This is a genomic window from Phyllobacterium ifriqiyense (assembly GCF_030817885.1).
GTDB classification, from domain to species: Bacteria; Pseudomonadota; Alphaproteobacteria; order Rhizobiales; family Rhizobiaceae; genus Phyllobacterium; species Phyllobacterium ifriqiyense.
The window spans coordinates 1,439,262-1,457,291 of the sequence record NZ_JAUSZT010000003.1; the positions used below are offsets into that span (position 1 = coordinate 1,439,262).

Genomic DNA, 18,030 nt, shown 5'->3' on the forward strand with positions numbered 1-18,030 from the left:
GAGCCTGTCGAACCACGCAATACATCAACGCCTTGCAATAACACTCATTGGCAGACCTCCATTTGGCTGCGTTGTCAGCTTTTGCACCGGCCAGGGTTTTACCGAGCTTGCCATATCAAAGCGATAACGATGCAGCAGCACGGCCAATGCAATGATGGCTTCCTGCAGGGCAAAACTGGCACCAATACACACACGCGGACCGGCACCGAAGGGCAGATATTGGAAGCGATCAATCTTACCGCGGTTTTCCGGGTGAAAACGCGACGGTATGAACGCGTCAGGTTGATCCCAATAAAGACGGTGCCGATGCACGGTCCATGGCATGACCAGAACGGCTGACCCTTTAGGCAGTTTCAAGTCCTGGTACTGATCATCTTCAATCGGCTCCCGGTTGATTGATGGTGCGGGTGGGTAGAGCCGCATGGCCTCCTCGAACGCGGCGCGCGTAAAGGGCAATGCATCCAGCCATTCATGGGGCGGCGGCATATCGCGCTGGTCCATGAATGTATCAATTTCCTGTTCGATCAGTTCGCGCTCCCATGGCGCTCTTGCCAGCAGATAAAGCGTCCAGCCAAGCGCGCGTGCGGTCGTTTCATGGCCAGCACCGATGAAAGTAATGATGTTGTCCTCGATCTCGGCGCGTGACAGGCCATCGGGCCCTTCCGCACGCAGGAGCAGAGTGAGAAAGTCGTTTGGAACCTTGTCGCCCTCTTTATCCATGCGTGCTTTGCGCATCTCAATCGTGTTGGCCACGATCTGCCGGAAGAAAGCGAGAGCACGGCGTCCGCGAATTTGGGTAAAGCGCGGCAACCATTCCGGCGCACCCAGAAGATCAAATGGATCAACCCGCCCCATGGTCTCGAAAAGCCGATCGACTTCATGCGAAAACTGGTCAGGATCGCCTGCAATTTCACCTGAAAACAGGGTTTCGGCCAGAATATCATAGGTCAGCATGGTCATGTCGCGTGAAACATCAGTTATGCCGCTATGACCGTCATAACGCTCAGCGAAATTTTCCGTCGCGCGCTGCATGCTTGTCGCAAAGCCATTAATGTGGCGCGGCGTAAACACGGGTGCCATGGCTTTGCGCGAGCGCTTCCACGTATCGCCCTCGGCCGTCAATAGTCCGTCGCGCAGGATTGGGCGCAGGATACGCTGGCGTACAGCCGCCATCTTGTAGTTCTTGGCATTGTCGACAAGGACATGACGAATGAGGCCGGGATCATTGGCAATGATCGTATGGGCGAAAGACCAATCAATGGATACCCAAGGTTCGTTATAGGAGGGCTCACCCCACAGCTCCAGCGGATTGCGATAGATGGTCCGGATCAATTGCAGCGTACCGACAGGTCCGGTGCGGGGAACGGGTGCCGGTGGTGTGAATGCGGTTTTCAAAATATCCATTGCGCCTCCATAATTGCGATGTGGGTATGATTGCGTCTCATGTCCACAAGTTTCGCCCAGCCAGGGCGAAGAGAGGGGAAAATGGAAAGGCCGAAACAGCAGTAATTTTCTTGACCTTCAGCCTCCTTTGAGCTCTAGTGAGATCGGTTTCGGGCAATATTTTATTTTAATTTTGGCATTATACGACCAAAGTATTACGTAATAATATCAATATCTTATTGCATAAATATTTATACTGTGAGGTTTTTAATCATGCATTATCGCTTGTGCGGGCTGACGCTTGCAGTTTTTCTCTCGGCCTGTAGTGGTGGCTCAGATTCAGAGCCTGAAAAAGCGCCATCATCATTTACACCGCAGGTAACCGTTCCCAAGATTGATGCGCCGACACCTGGCTCTGCTGTCTTTTCTTACGGACCTGAGGATGGCATTTCACGCTCGTCCGTTAGCGAGGAGCCGGCAAGCAAGTCGCAGAAAATTACCGTGAAGGGGATACCGGTACAGTTTACCGCAAGCGCTGGTCATCTGATTTCGACAGGCTCGATACCTATTGAAACGGGTCTGAACTATAGAGATGTCGATGCCGCTATTTTCTACACGGCTTATACGCGTGATGATCTGCCAAAAGAAAACCGGCCGGTTACATTTGTATTCAATGGCGGCCCGGGTGGCGCATCAGCGGCTCTTGATCTGGGCTTCCTTGGCCCCAAGAGTTACGATGACGATGCCTCGGACAAAGCGAAAACTCTGCTCTGGAAGGATAATCCCAATACGATACTGGACAAAACGGACCTCGTTTTTGTCGATCCGGTAGGCACGGGTTATTCTGAAGCTATCTGGCCAAATAAAAACGAGGATTTTTGGGGTGTCGACAGCGATGCAAAAGTTTTGCGCAGCTTCATCACACGCTACATCAACGCCAATAATCGCCAGAGCTCGCCAAAATATATTTACGGCGTTTCCTATGGCGGATTTCGCGTGCCGATCATCGCGCAGTTGCTGATAGAAAAGGGTGAAAGTGGTTATCTGCCTGATCCCAGCAAAAAACCAGCGAAGGTCTTAAGTGGTCTGATCCTGAATTCGCCAATTCTTGATATCAATAGCGATTGTTCTTCTCGCTACGTTTCCTGTCATGGCGTTCTGCCAACATATGCAATGGTAAAGGCATTTCATGACAAGTCGGTCGAAAAGCCAGACTTTGATCTGCCAGCCTTTCTGGGTGACGCAAGGCTTTTCGCGGTCACTTTCAACAATCTCTACAAAAGTGTGTTTAAAAGCGTTGACCAGAAAATATCCGATCGGTCGCAATGGAACATCTATCTTCAAAAACCAGAATCTGAAGTTTTCCTCAATAGATTGTATAAAATCACAGGGATAGGGAAACTGTACAAGCTGGGCGAAGGCGCGGACAGCAATCCATGGATTGCAAATCCGAATATGGATAGCAGGGAGTTTGTAAAGAGGTTCAGCCCTCAAGAGACATTACAGATGAATGATGGGCGATATTTTCTGGAGAAAGACACGGTCGATCCAGTCGTTGATCGCACTGACGTTAATTACGATCACATCAAATCCTATCTGGCAGGATTTGCCGACTATAAAGCGAAATCAAGATATCTCGGCAGCAATGGCAAAATTATCCTTCATTGGAACTATATGCCGGATCAGCATTTGTCAGTTACAGGCGACAGATTTGCAAGTGCCATTCCCGATCTGACTTTCGACGTAACACTAAATCCAAATCTGAAGGTTCTTATTCAGCACGGCTATTATGATCTCAATACGCCCTTCCATAAGACGGAGGTGGATATAGAGAATGCAAATCTGTCCTCCAGAATCCCGATAAAAACCTACCTTGGCGGGCATGGGATTGGGCCGGGCAAGACGGATGGCTATGAAAAGGTGCTCGCTGAACTCGATGCCTTTTATGACCAGCCAGCAGTGGTGAAGCTTGCCGCGTTCAATGCCGCTCTTCCGGAAGCGAGGAACCCATGAAGCGTGGAATGGTCTTTACCGTGGCGATTATATCTTCGGTTGTTTTGCAGGTTGCCGGATCGGCTGCTGACGATGTTATCACGCTGACAAAGCCCCCGGAATTTGGCGCAACAATGTCGGGGAGAATATACCCTCCAGCCAAGAGCGCGGTCGAAAGAACCGCTATGCCAATCACGCCTGAAACGGTGCTCAATGCGGTTGACGCGCGCATTCGTGCGCTTTTTGACCGCGCTGCGGATCCTTCGACGCATCTGGTGACTATCGAATCTGCCAATAGGGCAGGAGTGGGGTACTTTGTCGATAATTTCGCACTGATTGACCGTGATCAGGATGGCAGCCTTCGATATAGCGAGGTCAAAGGTTTTTTTGATGCGCAGTCACCCATAAAAAGGCCAGCCTCAAAGGAAATACAGATTATCGAATAGTTGGGCGGCCCGGAATGGTTGCGGCCAGACGATGATGCCAAGAGCCCGGGGCCAGTTCCCGGCAAGGTTCCAAATGCACAACGAGCGGTTATTCAAGGCTGCTCGCCAGTGCGCTTGAAACCTTTTTCAAAGCGCTGGTGGTCGTGTTTCCACGACCCGTCCGTTCGGTCCCGCCAGTAGCCAAGGTCAAAATCAACAAAACCAAAGGTAAGTATATATTTCTAGTGGAGTTTACGCATTTGACATTTGCATAGGAGCCTGCGGGCGGATGGAGCATGAATGTCAAAATTACCCCGCTAGGACACAGATTATCCATAGTGCTGGCGCAGATTAACGATCATCCGTGGACAGCCATGCGGCATGAATTGGAAAAACCAACAGAAATCACTATATCTAAGCATAGGTTTGGGCATGATTCGCCCAAGATATGCTATAAGGACAGATGCACTGTTCCTGCCTTTAGAAAAGATTGAATTTACATGAGTGAAACACCCGAGATGACAACCGAAACCTCGCCGGAATATGGCGCGGAGTCCATCAAGGTTCTCAAGGGGTTGGATGCAGTTCGCAAGCGCCCCGGAATGTATATCGGTGACACGGACGACGGTTCCGGCCTTCACCACATGGTTTACGAAGTCGTGGACAACGCTATTGACGAGGCGCTTGCCGGTCATGCGACCCGCGTTACAGTGACGCTCAATCCCGATGGTTCCTGCACTGTCACCGACAATGGCCGCGGTATCCCCACCGACATGCACTCGGAAGGCGTTTCCGCTGCCGAAGTCATTATGACCCAGTTGCATGCGGGCGGTAAGTTCGACCAAAACTCTTACAAGGTCTCCGGCGGTTTGCACGGCGTTGGTGTTTCGGTTGTCAATGCGCTGTCTGTCTGGCTGAAGCTGAAGATTCGCCGTCAGGGCAAGATTCATGAGATGAGCTTCACGCATGGTGTGGCGGATAGTCCGCTGGTTGTGACCGGCGATTCTGAAGGCCTCACAGGAACGGAAGTATCGTTCCTGCCTTCGACCGAAACCTTCACCATGGTTGAATTCGATTTCAAGACATTGGAACATCGCCTGCGCGAGTTGGCCTTCCTGAATTCCGGTGTGCGTATTCTTCTATCTGACCGCCGCCATGCCGATCCGGTCGACCTGGAGCTGTTTTACGAGGGCGGACTGACTGCCTATGTGAAATATCTCGACCGCTCCAAGAAGGAGCTCGTAGGCGAGCCGATTTATATTCGCGGCGAGCGGGATGATACGACTGTTGAAGTCGCCATGTGGTGGAATGACAGCTATCACGAGAATGTCCTGTGCTTTACCAACAATATTCCGCAACGCGATGGCGGAACGCATCTTGCCGGTTTCCGTGGCGCGCTGACGCGTCAGATGACCGGCTATGCGGAAAGCACCGGTCAGGCCAAGAAAGCCAAGGTAACACTGACGGGCGACGATTGCCGCGAGGGCCTTACAGCCGTGCTTTCGGTAAAAGTGCCGGACCCGAAATTCTCGTCGCAGACTAAGGACAAGCTCGTTTCTTCGGAAGTGCGTGCTGTCGTGGAAAGTCTGGTCAATGAGGCATTGTCGACCTGGCTTGAAGAGCACCCGACTGAAGGCAAGGTGCTGGTCGACAAGGTTATTCAGGCAGCCTCGGCCCGCGAAGCCGCGCGCAAGGCGCGCGACATCACCCGCAAGAACTCGCTCAGCATCAGCTCACTGCCGGGCAAACTTGCCGATTGTCAGGAAAAAGATCCGGCCAAGTCGGAAATCTTCATCGTCGAGGGGGATAGCGCCGGTGGTTCTGCCAAGGGCGGACGCTCGCGTCAAAACCAGGCCATTTTGCCACTTCGTGGTAAAATTTTGAATGTGGAGCGCGTGAAGCTCGACCGGATGCTTTCATCCGACCAGATCGGCACGCTGATCCTGGCGCTGGGAACGAGCATTGGCAAGGATGAGTTTAACCCGGACAAGCTGCGTTACCACAAGATCATAATCATGACCGACGCTGACGTCGATGGTGCTCATATTCGTACATTGCTGTTGACCTTCTTCTTCCGCCAGATGCCGGAATTGATCGAGCGTGGCCATATCTATATTGCACAGCCGCCGCTTTATAAGGTCTCGCGCGGCAAATCCTCGCAATATCTCAAGAACGAAGTCGCCTACGAAGAATTCCTGATTGAATCCGGTTTGGAAGAAGCTTCGATGGAGCTGGACAGCGGCGAAGTTCGCGCTGGTTCCGATCTGCGTGCGGTGATCAATGACGCGATGGCTGTTCGCCATCTGCTGCAGGGCCTGAATACACGCTATGACCGGGCGGTTGTCGAGCAGGCAACAATTGCCGGTGCTCTGAACCCCGAAGCCATTTCCGATACGGCACGCGCTCAAGCGCTGGTGACAGAAGTTGCAGGGCGTCTCGACCTTATTGCCGAAGAAACGGAAAAGGGCTGGAGTGGCCGTCTTGCAACGCCTGATGATGGTATTGACGGCTATATTTTTGAGCGCTCATTGCGCGGCGTCAAAGAGACCGTAACGTTGGATATGGCGCTGATTGGCTCGGCTGACGCGCGCCAGCTGGATCGTTATTCCGCCCGTCTGCATGAGATTTATTCCAAGCCGCCTGTTCTGCGCCGCAAGGAAAAAACCGATATGATTGCCGGCCCGATCTCATTGCTCGAAGCGGTATTCGCCGCTGGCCGCAAGGGGCTTTCGCTGCAACGCTATAAGGGTCTGGGCGAAATGAATGCTGATCAGCTTTGGGAAACCACGCTCGATCCAAACGCACGTTCGCTGCTGCAGGTGAAGGTGAACGATGCGACCGACGCTGACAGCCTGTTCTCACGTCTGATGGGCGATGATGTTGAGCCGCGTCGTGAGTTCATTCAGGACAATGCGCTCAGCGTAGCAAATCTGGACGTTTAACAAACACAGCATCGCTTATCACCCCAAACATTCCGATCAATATCAAGGCGGTAATCAAAAGATTATCGCCTTGCTGCGTCTTGGCTGCGCTCCTAGCCACGTTCGGTAAGTGCACAATGTGTGGGCAAATTGTCCGGCAGCCTTGTATTTATACTTTTGTCTAACAACTCCCTTGAATGTTCATTGCGGGCGTGATCTTTTGGCAGAATTGGTGCTGGGATATTCGACGAAATGATTATCCGCCGGTGCAAGGCTTTTGATAAATCTGAACGGAAATTGAAATGCAGCCAGTCTTCGATGGTCACAACGACGTGCTCTACCGGTTGTGGAAACATTCGAAAAGCGGAACGGATCCGGTTCAGGAATTCATCGAAGGTACAAGTTTAGGCCATATAGACAAGAAGCGTGCACTGAAAGGCGGTCTGGTTGGCGGGCTTTGCGCCATCTACGTTCCGTCCGGTGATTTGGCATTCAAGGCTCCGGATGCCAATGGCCATTATTCGACACCGCTTGCAGCGCCGCTTGAACGCGCTCCATCGCTCGATATTGCGTTGGAAATGGCTTCTATAGCCCTCCGGTTGCAGCAGGCAGGCGGATGGAAACTCTGCCGGAGTACAGCGGAAATCAACGAATGCATCGATCAGGATCAATTTGCGGCAGTTCTTCACATGGAAGGCTGCGAGGCGATTGGTGCTGATCTGACAGCACTTGATGTGTTTTATGCAGCTGGCTTACGTTCGCTGGGTCCGGTCTGGAGCCGGAACAACATATTCGCGCATGGCGTCCCGTTTGCCTATCCAATGGACCCCGATACGGGTCCCGGTCTGACAGGGGCAGGCGAAGAATTGGTCAAGGCATGCAACCGCCTCGGCATTCTGATTGATCTCGCGCATATAACTGAAAAGGGTTTTTGGGACGTGGCACGTCTCAGCGACCAACCCCTGGTTGCCAGCCATTCCAATGTGCACGCACTGACGCCTGTCGCGCGCAATGTTACCGACAAGCAGTTTGATGCAATCCGCGAAAGCAAGGGACTTGTCGGCTTGAATTACGCCGTGGCCATGTTGCGTCCCGACGCCCGCGAAAATGCCGACACACCGCTGACGGATATGGTTCGTCATATTGACTATATGGTCAATCGCATGGGTATTGATTGCGTGGCACTTGGTTCTGATTTCGATGGTGCTAAAATCCCCGGCGAAATTGCTGATGCAAGCGGCAACCAGAAACTGGTCGAAGCATTGCGCGAGGCTGGCTATGGTGAGGATGATCTTGCAAAAATCTGTCGTAAAAACTGGCTGCGCGTGCTTGGCTCAGCCTGGCATGAACAATAAAAATAAACAAAGGTTCGGAACAAGCTCAAGAGATTCCGGCCAATAGCTCTAAACAGGGAACCAGAACAATGTTGATGACCAAGATGAACCCAAAGTTCCGCATGATGCTCGGTAGCGCGGCCATCTCCGCCGTAATGTTGTCGGGCATGCCGGCCTTCGCCGAAACGCCCGCCGATACGCTGGTCGAGGCATGGGCGATTGATGACGTCATCACGCTTGATCCGGGTGAAGCTTTTGAGCTGACCATGGGCGAGATCAACGGCAACACCTATGACAAGCTGGTACGGCTCGACATCAATGATCCATCGAAGATCGTTGCGGATGTCGCCGAAAGCTGGACAGTTTCCGATGATGGCCTGACCTATACATTCAAACTCAAGCCCAATCTGCAATTTGCTTCCGGCAACCCGCTTACCGCTGAAGATGTTGCCTATTCCTTTGAGCGTGCCGTCAAGCTCGATCTGAGCCCGGCATTCATTCTGACGCAGTTTGGCCTGAACAAGGACAATGTGACCGAAAAGGCAAAAGCGGCTGATCCGTCCACTTTTGTTTTCACTGTCGATCAGCCTTATGCACCAAGCTTCGTCTTGAATTGCCTGACATCGACCGTTGCTTCGGTTGTAGACAAGAAATTGATCTCCGAGCACATCGTCAATGATGATTTCGGCAATGCCTGGATGAAGACGAATTATGCGGGTTCCGGGCCGATGAAAATTCGCGATTGGCGCGCCAACGAGATTATCGTTCTGGAGCGTAATGACAATTACTATGGCACCAAGGCTCCGCTCGCCCGTGTTATTTATCGCCACGTCAAGGAAAGCGCGGCGCAGCGCCTTCTGCTTGAAAAAGGCGATGTTGATGTTGCCCGTAATCTTGAACCAAATGATATGGAGCAGGTTACCAAGAACAAGGACATCACCACGGTCAGTGCGCCGAAGGGAACAATTTATTATATCAGCCTCAACCAGAAAAATGAAAACCTGGCCAAGCCGGAAGTCCGGCAGGCGTTTAAATATCTGGTCGATTATGATGCCATCGGCGAACAGCTGATCAAGGGTGCCGGTGATATCCACCAGACCTTCTTGCCAAAGAATATTCTGGGCGAGCTGGATGAAAAGCCGTTCAAGCTGGATGTGGCTAAGGCCAAGGAACTGCTCGAGAAGGCAGGATTGAAGGACGGCTTCTCCTTCACCATGGATGTACGTAACAACCAGCCGGTGACGGGTATTGCTGAATCAGTTCAGCAAACACTCGCGCAGGCAGGTGTGAAAATGGAGATCATCCCGGGCGACGGTAAGCAGACCCTGACCAAATATCGTGCCCGTACGCATGATTCCTATATTGGTCAGTGGGGCGTGGATTATTGGGATCCGAATTCCAACGCCGAGACCTTCACCAGCAATACGGACAATGCTGATACCGGCACCAACAAGACACTCGCATGGCGCAATGCCTGGGATGTGCCGGAGCTGACCAAGGAAACCAAGGCAGCCCTGCTGGAGCGTGATAATGCCAAGCGCGCGGCAATGTATCAGGACCTGCAGAAGAAAGTGCTTGAAACCAGCCCCTTCATCATCATCTTCCAGCAGACGGAAGTGGCAGGACTGCGTGCGAACATCAAGAACTTCAAGCTTGGTCCATCATTTGATACCAACTACGTTTTCAATGTAACGAAGTAATCCGGAATCCGTACCGGTGAGCACATCTGACATGCAATTGGAGGCCAGGCGCTCAGGCGCCTGGGCTTCAAACTTCGCTTGGGCCGTGGGCAGGTTTCTGCTCATTGGCGCCATCACATTTCTTGGTCTTCTGGCCGTCACGTTTTTCATTGGCCGTGTCATCCCGATCGATCCCGCGCTGGCCATTGTAGGCGATCGCGCGCCTGCCCACGTCGTGGCGCGTGTGCGTGAAGAGCTCGGACTGAATCTGCCGCTCTACCAGCAGTTTTTCCTTTATCTTAAGGGTGTCCTGCAAGGTGAGTTCGGCAATTCCGTTCTGACCAGCAATCCGGTTATGACCGATATTATCCGCGTCTTTCCCGCTACATTCGAATTGGCAACATTGGGCACGCTTATTGGCGCGTTTATTGGTGTTCCGCTTGGAGTGCTTGCTGCCGTCAAGCGAGGCACGATCCTCGACCAGATTGTCAGAGTTATCGGACTTATCGGCTATTCAGTGCCGGTGTTCTGGCTGGGGCTGCTCGGTCTCGTGCTGTTTTACGCCAAGCTTGGCTGGGTATCGGGACCAGGACGTATCGACGTTGTCTACGAGTACACGTTTACGCCGATTACCGGCCTTTACCTGCTTGACGCGATTTTGCAGAACAATTGGGAAGTCTTCCGCAATATTTTCAGCTTCATCATCCTGCCCGCCTCAGTGCTGGGTTATTTTTCGCTGGCCTATATCAGCCGGATGACGCGTTCTTTCATGCTGAACGAGCTTGAGCAGGAATATATTGTTGCGGCGCGCGCCAAGGGCCTGTCCGAAACCCGTATCATCTGGGCTCATGCCTTGCGCAATGCGGCAGTGCCGTTGCTGACTGTGATTGTGCTCTCCTTTGCCAATCTGCTTGAGGGGTCAGTGTTGACCGAAACGATCTTTTCCTGGCCCGGCCTTGGCAGCTACATCACCAATTCGCTGCAAAATGCCGACATGAATGCGGTGCTCGGCGGCACGATTATCATTGGTGCCGTGTTCATCGCCATCAACCTTCTTTCCGATCTTCTGTATCGGCTACTTGACCCACGGACACGCGCACGATGAGCGAGATCGCAAAACCAATTTCCCGCCGTGAATGGCTGATGAGCGACCGGCCGCAATCGCGTATGCAGGCCCGGCTTGGCCGCGCTTATCTGATCTGGAGCCGTTTTGCCAGCAACAGGCTCGCCGTGATCGGGCTTGGCATCATTTTTGCGCTGGTGCTGGTGGCGCTATTCGCTCCTCTGCTTGCGCCGCATTCACCGGTTGCAGGCGATCTGCGCAATGCACGGCTTTTGCCGCCCGGTGGCGATTATTGGCTCGGCACAGACGATCAGGGCCGCGATATTCTTTCGCGCCTTATCTATGGTTCGCGTCTGACGCTCTATGTAGTTGTCCTCGTGGCTATCATCGCCGCGCCGATTGGGTTGCTTGTCGGCACCATCGCCGGTTATGCCGGAGGCTGGGTAGACGCAATTCTTATGCGGCTCACCGATATCTTCCTGGCATTTCCAAAGCTCATTCTGGCTCTCGCTTTGGTGGCGGCGCTGGGACCTGGCATTGAGAATGCCGTCATTGCCATAGCGGTTACCTCGTGGCCGCCCTATGCACGCATTGCCAGAGCTGAAACGCTGACCGTGCGCAATTCCGACTATATTGCCGCCGTGCAGCTCATGGGTGCATCACCCATGCGTATCGTCCTGCGCCACATCATGCCGCTTTGCCTTTCATCTCTGATCGTCCGTGTGACACTCGACATGGCTGGAATTATCCTGGTCGCCGCAGGCCTTGGTTTCCTTGGTCTGGGCGCACAGCCGCCATTGCCGGAATGGGGTGCGATGATCGCATCCGGCCGCCGGTTCATCATGGATCAATGGTGGGTGGCAGCCGCACCGGGTTTTGCAATTCTCATCGTCAGTCTGGGCTTTAATCTTCTTGGCGATGGCTTGCGCGATGCGCTCGATCCAAGGGGGAACAACCAATGAGCGCCTTGCTGACAGTCAAGGATCTTCGCGTGCAATTTCCGACCCGCACGGGCGTCGTGGATGCTGTGCGCGGCGTTTCGTTCACGCTTGGCCGCGAAAGGCTCGGCATTGTTGGCGAGTCCGGTTCAGGAAAATCCCAGACCGGTCGCGCAATCATGGGACTGACGCCACATCACGCAAAGATCACTGCCGATACGTTGAATTTTGACGGAATGGATCTTCTGGATATTTCGGCAAAGGAGCGGCGAAGCCTGCGTGGAAACCGCATCGCCATGATCCTCCAGGACCCGAAATATTCGCTCAATCCTGTGATGAGCATCGGCAGGCAGATTGTTGAAACGCTGCGTACCCATGAAAAGGTGAGCAAAGCCGAGGCGCGCAAGCGCGCGCTCGACATGCTTGCTGCTGTGCAGATACGTGATCCGGAACGGGTCTTTAATCTGCATCCGCATGAAGTTTCCGGCGGCATGGGACAACGCGCCATGATCGCGATGATGCTGGTGACCGGACCGGAGCTGCTGATCGCGGATGAACCGACTTCCGCGCTTGATGTGACGGTGCAGCTGGATGTGCTGCGAATCCTCGACAATCTGGTGCGGGATCGCGGCATGGGTTTGATCTTCATCTCCCATGATTTGCGGCTGGTCTCCTCCTTTTGCGACCGCGTTATCGTCATGTATGCAGGACGGATCGTCGAAGAAATCGCCGCTGCAGACCTTAAGAACGCAAAACATCCCTATACACGCGGGTTGATGAATTGCATGCCGCAGATCGGCACCGACCGGCATCCGCTGCCGGTCCTTGACCGCAAGCCGGAGTGGGCCGCATGAACAATCTGCAAGTGGCGGCTCTCAGTGTCGAAAATCTTGAAGTGAAGTATGATCGTTTTCGCGCATTGCGCGGCGTCAGTCTGGACGTCCAGCAGGGCGAGTCTTTTGGTCTGGTGGGCGAGAGCGGCTCGGGAAAGTCAACCTTGCTGCGAGCCGTCGCGGGACTTGCACCTGTTACCGGCGGCGCGATCACAGTCAATGGCAAGACGCTTGGCTCGTCGCGTACAAAAGCATTTTACCGCGAAGTGCAAATGGTGTTTCAGGACCCCTATGGTTCGCTGCATCCGCGCCAGACGGTGGATCGGCTGTTGCTGGAACCATTGGTCGTGCATGGCTTTGCCGATATCGAAAAACGTATCCTGCGCGCGCTTGATGAAGTGGGTCTTGGTTCAAGCTTTCGCTTTCGCTATTCGCATCAGCTTTCCGGCGGTCAACGCCAGCGGGTCGCCATTGCCCGTGCATTGATCCTGGAGCCTTCAATCCTGCTTCTTGATGAACCGACATCAGCCCTTGATGCTTCGGTACAAGCGGAAGTTCTCAACCTGCTGGAGCAGATAAGGCGGGATAGAAAGCTGACCTTTCTGATGGTCAGCCATGATCTGGCGGTGGTCACCCATATGTGCGACCGGCTGATGGTGATGCAGAATGGCGCAGAGGTGGAACGCCTGTCGGCGACAGACCTTGCCCGCCACGCAGTCAAGGAAGATTACACGCGCAATCTTCTTTTGGCGAGCGAGGGTTTTGTCCGGCCGGAAGCATCCATATAGAGCTGTAAGGTTCACCGGATTTTTACCATTGCTGAACATTCAGGCGCTCTTTACTGCCTGAATGCAGAATGGTGAAAATCTGAATGAATTTCATAAGCCGTCATTCACATGGCTGAATCAATGGTCTGCCCAGCGACTGGAGTGGGCCATGAAAAAAATAAGAAACTTTCTGAAAGACCGTAGTGGCGCGACAGCCGTCACATTTGCATTGTTGCTCGTACCTATGGTGGGAATGACCGGGCTTGCCGTGGATTATACCCGCGCAAGCGGCGATCGCTCACGATTGCAGGGCATTGCAGATTCCGCGGCATTGGCCGGAGCCTCCGTCTTTACGGGTGAAAACAAGGCTGCTGCCGAAGCAAGTGCACGCGCCTATCTGCGTGCTCATCTCGGCGCCGAGATGGATAAAATGCAGGTCGGCTTTGATACGAGCAATCAACGCGTGATTGTATCGCTCGCGGGCGAAACAAATACGCTTTTCATGAAGGTCCTAGCCAAGGAAAAAGTAGCTATAGGTGTGCTTGCGGAAGCATTGGCACCATTGAAACCGTCAAGCGCTGAAATCCAGATCGGAGCAGCGTATGGACATTGGGCTAAGAAAGTTTCTGTGATTGTCATTCGTCCTGGGACGACAAAAGAGGTCGTGCTGGGAACGGTAATATATGAAGCATCTGACCTCTCCGCTGAAGATGGTCGAGGCACTGGAAAAACGATAATAGACCCGGCTGACGGCAAGATCTTGCTCGGTGAATACAAAGAGTTCTTTCTTCGCATGGAGGTCAAAAAGAAGCCCTGCAATATCGGTAGATATGATTCCAATACCAGTAGCAGCTATGTTACATGCAGCCCGACAACGAATAGCGAATATAAAAACTATGATCTGAAGTTCACAACGAACGACCCCGCGCAATCAAAGTATCTTTTTGTAGGGGACACAGCGGACACGCTTAAGCAACTAGAAGATGGCGCAACGCTTGAGGAGTTGCTGGACTGCGATCAGCAATGGCATTTTCACGGATGGGAAGATGGAGGCGGTTGGGATAAGCAGGACTTCTTTTACAAGATCAAGGCCGCATGCAAGGCCGTTGACGGGGAATATGTCCGCCTGACGCGTTAAGCCAAATAACACCGGCGCATTGACTTCCATGATGCGCCGTCTCATCATGATTTCATTCCGAGGGGGGCATCGTACGATGCTGAGATGGCGCTGAGCCAAGACCCTTGAACCTGATCCGGATCATGCCGGCGTAGGAACGGGAATTGAGCAATTATCGCGCTGGTTCGTCTTTCTTCGCACATATCCGGGTCTCCAGTTTTGAAAATGGAGTCCGTGACGTGCCAAATGTAGATTACCGCCTCAATGCTATTGTCGATTTTGATGCTATTGGCCCTGACAAGGATTTAGGGGCGCTGGCTCTGGCTGCGGTGCGTGGCGGTGCAACAATTATCCAGTATCGTGACAAAAACTCCGCAACGCGTGACATGATTGATCGTGCACGGCAGATACACGCCGCGATCAAGGCGACAGGCGTGCCGCTGCTCGTCAATGACCGGATTGATGTTGCGCTTGCCGTAGGCGTGGAAGGTGTCCATGTGGGGCGCGAAGACATGGCGGTTGCCGATGTCCGACATCTCCTCGGGCCAAATGCGATTATCGGACTGACCGTCAAGAATGAACCGGACGCGCAAGCAGCGATTGATGGCGATATTGACTATGCCTGTATTGGCGGCCTGTTTGAAACACCCACCAAGGAAAACCTGCAACCGATCGGCTTTGACGGGTTCAAGCGCCTGGCTGCCATCATACGCAAGGCAAAACCGCATTTGCCTATAGGCGCTATCGCCGGTATTGGGCTCGAGCGCACGCCGCTTGCCATTGAAGCGGGTGCTGATGGTGTAGCGGTCATTTCTGCGATCTTCCGTCAGGACGATCCGCAAGGAGCGGCGCACACTTTGCGGTCGGCGGTGGATGAGGCATTGCAGGTAAGAGAGCCAGCATGACCGCAATAGCGCTGACTATTGCCGGGTCTGACAGCGGCGGCGGGGCAGGAATCCAGGCCGATTTGAAAACCTTCTCGGCGCTCGGTGTTTATGGCGCGAGTGTGCTCACCGCGATCACTGCGCAGAACACCCATGGTGTTACGGCCATTGAGAATCTTTCGCCCGATATCATCCGGGCTCAGATGGACGCGGTTCTTTCCGACCTTGAGGTGAATGCAATCAAGATCGGCATGGTATCGACAGTATCAACCATAGAGACAATTGCGCAGGGGCTTGATCGCTGGCAGCGCAAAGCGGTGTTCGATCCTGTCATGGTTGCAACTGCGGGCGACCCTTTGCTGGAGCCAGCGGCAATCGACGCTCTGCGCCAGCTTCTCTTGCCGCGCGCGCTGCTGCTGACTCCCAATTTGCCGGAGGCGGCCTTGCTAACAAATATGCCGATTGCCGAAGATGAAGCCCAGATGGTGCGGCAAGCGAAAAAGCTGCTCGAACTCGGTCCCTCAGCCGTACTTATAAAGGGCGGACATGCCAAGGGGGATATGAGCACCGATATTCTGCTTGATGGGTCCGGAATGGAGCGATTTTCGACGCCGCGTATCAAGACAGTCAATGATCATGGTACTGGATGCACACTAGCGTCTGCCATTGCCGCTGGCCTGGCAAAAGGAATGGCTCTGCATGGTGCCGTTAGTGAAGCCAAGGACTATCTGACGGCTGCCATGGCGGCTGGCGAAATGCTCAAAGTCGGCAGCGGGCGTGGGCCGGTTCACCACTTCCATCGCTGGTGGGCGGCCTAGCAGCACCGGTGCAGTTTTGATTTCAGAGTGGAGCGGCGGTGCTGGCTGGTGTCGCGTTGCTCAAGCCTGTGGTTGCTCCACTGGTGGAGGCTGCCGAAGCAATGTCAGGCCGTTGCATCGGCAACGGGATCGCTGCCGGAAACGCCACAGCGGGTTCTTCTGAATAAGCGAGTTGCGCCGGCATGGCAGCCGGTGTTTCAGCGGGAGCCATCGCCGTCATCGTCGCGGGTGCAACAGGCGTGCTTGACGGTTTCAGGCCGGTCTCTTCCAGAAGGCCCTTTTTCTTGGCCTGATAATAATAGCCGCGAGCGTAAAGCCGCACGGCCTGATCAGGATTGTTATCGGCAACCTTGTAGGCGCCAGCAAGATACTTCACGCCAAATTTGAGATTTGTTTCTGCATCCAGCAAATCCTGCGCGGAGCCGGTGTGACCCATGCCGCGTGCTGTCGCGGGCAACATCTGCATCAGACCCCAATAGGGACCGTTGCGAGCCTGTGGATTACCGCGGCTTTCCCGATGCACAATGCGGCGAACCAGCGATTCAGGCACTTCGTAGGCAACCGAATATTTTGAAATCAAACTGTCGAGCGGCGTACCGTTATCTTTGAATTCAGGGGCGCTTTTCGTGCTTGTGGCAACCGTGACGGTGCTCTTGCTGTCCGTGGCCACATCGGAATTAGCGGGCGCTTCGGCCGCAGCAACACGCGGAGATTGTTCAGGAATTGGCAGTGATGCAGCCTCGGGCAGCTTGGGATCAGTCGTGGTGCAAGCGCCCAAAACCAAGGCGAAACTCAAGCAAGCAAATGTCCGAAGTGATCGTGTATCAGGCAGCATTTATCACCGGTTTGACGAAGCATCTCTTTTAACGATTGGTTTCTCATAGCGCGTTCGTTCGGTTTAGAGGCAATCACTTTCTGATACAAAATGTAACAATGCTCATGGGCGCCCTGTCAAGGTGAGACAAGTTGCGAAAACCTGCCCTGTAAAAACCGATCCGAACCAGCGGTTGACTCGTTCATATATATCAATGTATCAGTTATATATTGGTAAGGCCAGTTTACCAGTTGCCGGAAATGGGAAGCCGGGTGGGGAGGTTTAAATGTTCGCAGCCATTCAGTCACGCCGGCTTTACCGGCAGGTGGCAGACCAGATACGAAGCCAGATCGAACATGGTCAGCTTGGTGTCGGAGAACGTTTGCCCGGTGAGCGTGAACTGGCGGAGGAACTTGGCGTTTCCCGTCCCACCATTCGTGAGGCTTTAATTGTCCTTGAGGTCGAGGGGCTCATCCATATTCGCATGGGATCAGGTGTTTACGTGGCGCGGTCGCCGCGGGAGAAACACCTGCGGATTCAGCCTGACGAGCTTGAAGGGCCGTTCGAGCTATTGCGGGCACGCGCGCTGATCGAGTGTGCTATTGCCGAAGAAGCCGCCCGCACAGTGACAACGAAACATATAGAAGCGATGGACGATGTGCTGACGCAAATGGCGCGCACATTCAACAACCCGCAGGTGTCGATTGCGCTCGATCGCACCTTCCACACGACCATTGCCGGCATCATGGAAAATTCCGCGCTCGACCGCGTTGTCGGAGAGTTATTCGACCAGCGCATGACGCCTTATTTCACCAGGCTGGCCAGTTATTTCGAGAGTGCGGCTTCATGGCGGGAGGCTTTTGAGGAGCACCGTGCAGTACGCGATGCCATAGCAGGTGGTGATCCCGCTCGCGCAAAATCTGCGATGCAATATCATCTGCATCAATCGCAGCTGAGATTTTCCAGAAGTTTCGACGAGGAGCTGGAAACGGAAAGAGACCAATCTGCAAAGATGTCTCGACAGAAATAACGCGAACTAAATTCAATAAGGGAGGAAATAGC

At 53.6% G+C, this 18,030-nt stretch carries 15 protein-coding genes and 1 riboswitch; of the genes, 13 read left to right on the forward strand and 2 right to left on the reverse strand.

What is annotated here, in order from left to right:
* Positions 1 to 24: 24 nt before the first annotated feature.
* Positions 25 to 1,404, reverse strand: coding sequence for a cytochrome P450 (locus QFZ34_RS14520; protein ID WP_307282225.1), 1,380 nt, complete (start codon positions 1,402 to 1,404; stop codon positions 25 to 27).
* Between the two features lie 252 nt (positions 1,405 to 1,656).
* On the opposite strand from QFZ34_RS14520, the gene QFZ34_RS14525 reads away from it, so the two are divergent.
* The 12 genes from QFZ34_RS14525 to thiD all read left to right on the forward strand — a co-directional run bounded on the left by QFZ34_RS14525 (position 1,657) and on the right by thiD (position 16,154).
* Positions 1,657 to 3,396 carry a S10 family serine carboxypeptidase-like protein gene (locus QFZ34_RS14525; RefSeq protein WP_307282227.1) on the forward strand — a complete coding sequence of 580 codons (1,740 nt, stop codon included), beginning with the start codon at positions 1,657 to 1,659 and terminating at the stop codon, positions 3,394 to 3,396.
* Positions 3,393 to 3,821 (forward strand): hypothetical protein, encoded by a 429-nt coding sequence (locus QFZ34_RS14530; RefSeq protein WP_307282229.1) that lies wholly within the window; start codon positions 3,393 to 3,395, stop codon positions 3,819 to 3,821. Before QFZ34_RS14525 ends, QFZ34_RS14530 begins: the two co-directional genes overlap by 4 nt.
* Before the next feature lie 479 nt (positions 3,822 to 4,300).
* On the forward strand, positions 4,301 to 6,742 hold the full coding sequence (gyrB, locus tag QFZ34_RS14535; RefSeq protein WP_115051499.1) for a DNA topoisomerase (ATP-hydrolyzing) subunit B: 2,442 nt from the start codon (positions 4,301 to 4,303) through the stop codon (positions 6,740 to 6,742).
* Positions 6,743 to 7,023: 281 nt separating this feature from the next.
* Positions 7,024 to 8,076, forward strand: a complete 1,053-nt coding sequence (locus tag QFZ34_RS14540) for a dipeptidase (protein WP_307282232.1) — start codon at positions 7,024 to 7,026, stop codon at positions 8,074 to 8,076.
* Between the two features lie 71 nt (positions 8,077 to 8,147).
* Positions 8,148 to 9,755 carry an ABC transporter substrate-binding protein gene (locus QFZ34_RS14545; RefSeq protein ID WP_115051627.1) on the forward strand — a complete coding sequence of 536 codons (1,608 nt, stop codon included), beginning with the start codon at positions 8,148 to 8,150 and terminating at the stop codon, positions 9,753 to 9,755.
* Positions 9,756 to 9,786: 31 nt separating this feature from the next.
* A complete protein-coding gene (locus tag QFZ34_RS14550; protein ID WP_115051497.1) occupies positions 9,787 to 10,839 on the forward strand; it encodes an ABC transporter permease in 1,053 nt (350 codons plus the stop codon).
* Positions 10,836 to 11,759: a nickel transporter permease gene (gene nikC, locus QFZ34_RS14555; RefSeq protein ID WP_115051496.1), complete on the forward strand. Its 924-nt coding sequence runs from the start codon at positions 10,836 to 10,838 to the stop codon at positions 11,757 to 11,759. The genes QFZ34_RS14550 and nikC overlap by 4 nt, the downstream gene beginning before the upstream one ends.
* Positions 11,756 to 12,589, forward strand: coding sequence for an ABC transporter ATP-binding protein (locus tag QFZ34_RS14560; protein ID WP_307282236.1), 834 nt, complete (start codon positions 11,756 to 11,758; stop codon positions 12,587 to 12,589). Before nikC ends, QFZ34_RS14560 begins: the two co-directional genes overlap by 4 nt.
* Positions 12,586 to 13,356 carry an ABC transporter ATP-binding protein gene (locus tag QFZ34_RS14565; protein WP_307282238.1) on the forward strand — a complete coding sequence of 257 codons (771 nt, stop codon included), beginning with the start codon at positions 12,586 to 12,588 and terminating at the stop codon, positions 13,354 to 13,356. The genes QFZ34_RS14560 and QFZ34_RS14565 overlap by 4 nt, the downstream gene beginning before the upstream one ends.
* A 148-nt stretch (positions 13,357 to 13,504) precedes the next feature.
* Entirely contained in the window at positions 13,505 to 14,473 is a 969-nt protein-coding gene (locus QFZ34_RS14570) for a TadE/TadG family type IV pilus assembly protein (RefSeq protein WP_307282240.1), read from the forward strand.
* 50 nt (positions 14,474 to 14,523) lie between these two features.
* Positions 14,524 to 14,627: riboswitch (TPP riboswitch) on the forward strand.
* A gap of 64 nt (positions 14,628 to 14,691) precedes the next feature.
* Complete coding sequence (gene thiE / locus QFZ34_RS14575; protein WP_370878852.1) at positions 14,692 to 15,357, forward strand: thiamine phosphate synthase; 666 nt, start codon at positions 14,692 to 14,694, stop codon at positions 15,355 to 15,357.
* Complete coding sequence (gene thiD / locus QFZ34_RS14580; protein WP_115051492.1) at positions 15,354 to 16,154, forward strand: bifunctional hydroxymethylpyrimidine kinase/phosphomethylpyrimidine kinase; 801 nt, start codon at positions 15,354 to 15,356, stop codon at positions 16,152 to 16,154. The genes thiE and thiD overlap by 4 nt, the downstream gene beginning before the upstream one ends.
* Before the next feature lie 22 nt (positions 16,155 to 16,176).
* On the opposite strand, the gene QFZ34_RS23385 is transcribed toward thiD, so the two are convergent.
* The gene (locus QFZ34_RS23385) at positions 16,177 to 16,950 is read right to left on the reverse strand and encodes a transglycosylase SLT domain-containing protein (protein ID WP_370878774.1); all 774 of its coding nucleotides are present in this window, start codon (positions 16,948 to 16,950) and stop codon (positions 16,177 to 16,179) included.
* A gap of 304 nt (positions 16,951 to 17,254) precedes the next feature.
* On the opposite strand from QFZ34_RS23385, the gene QFZ34_RS14590 reads away from it, so the two are divergent.
* Positions 17,255 to 17,998, forward strand: a complete 744-nt coding sequence (locus QFZ34_RS14590) for a FadR/GntR family transcriptional regulator (RefSeq protein ID WP_307282244.1) — start codon at positions 17,255 to 17,257, stop codon at positions 17,996 to 17,998.
* Positions 17,999 to 18,030 lie beyond the last annotated feature (32 nt).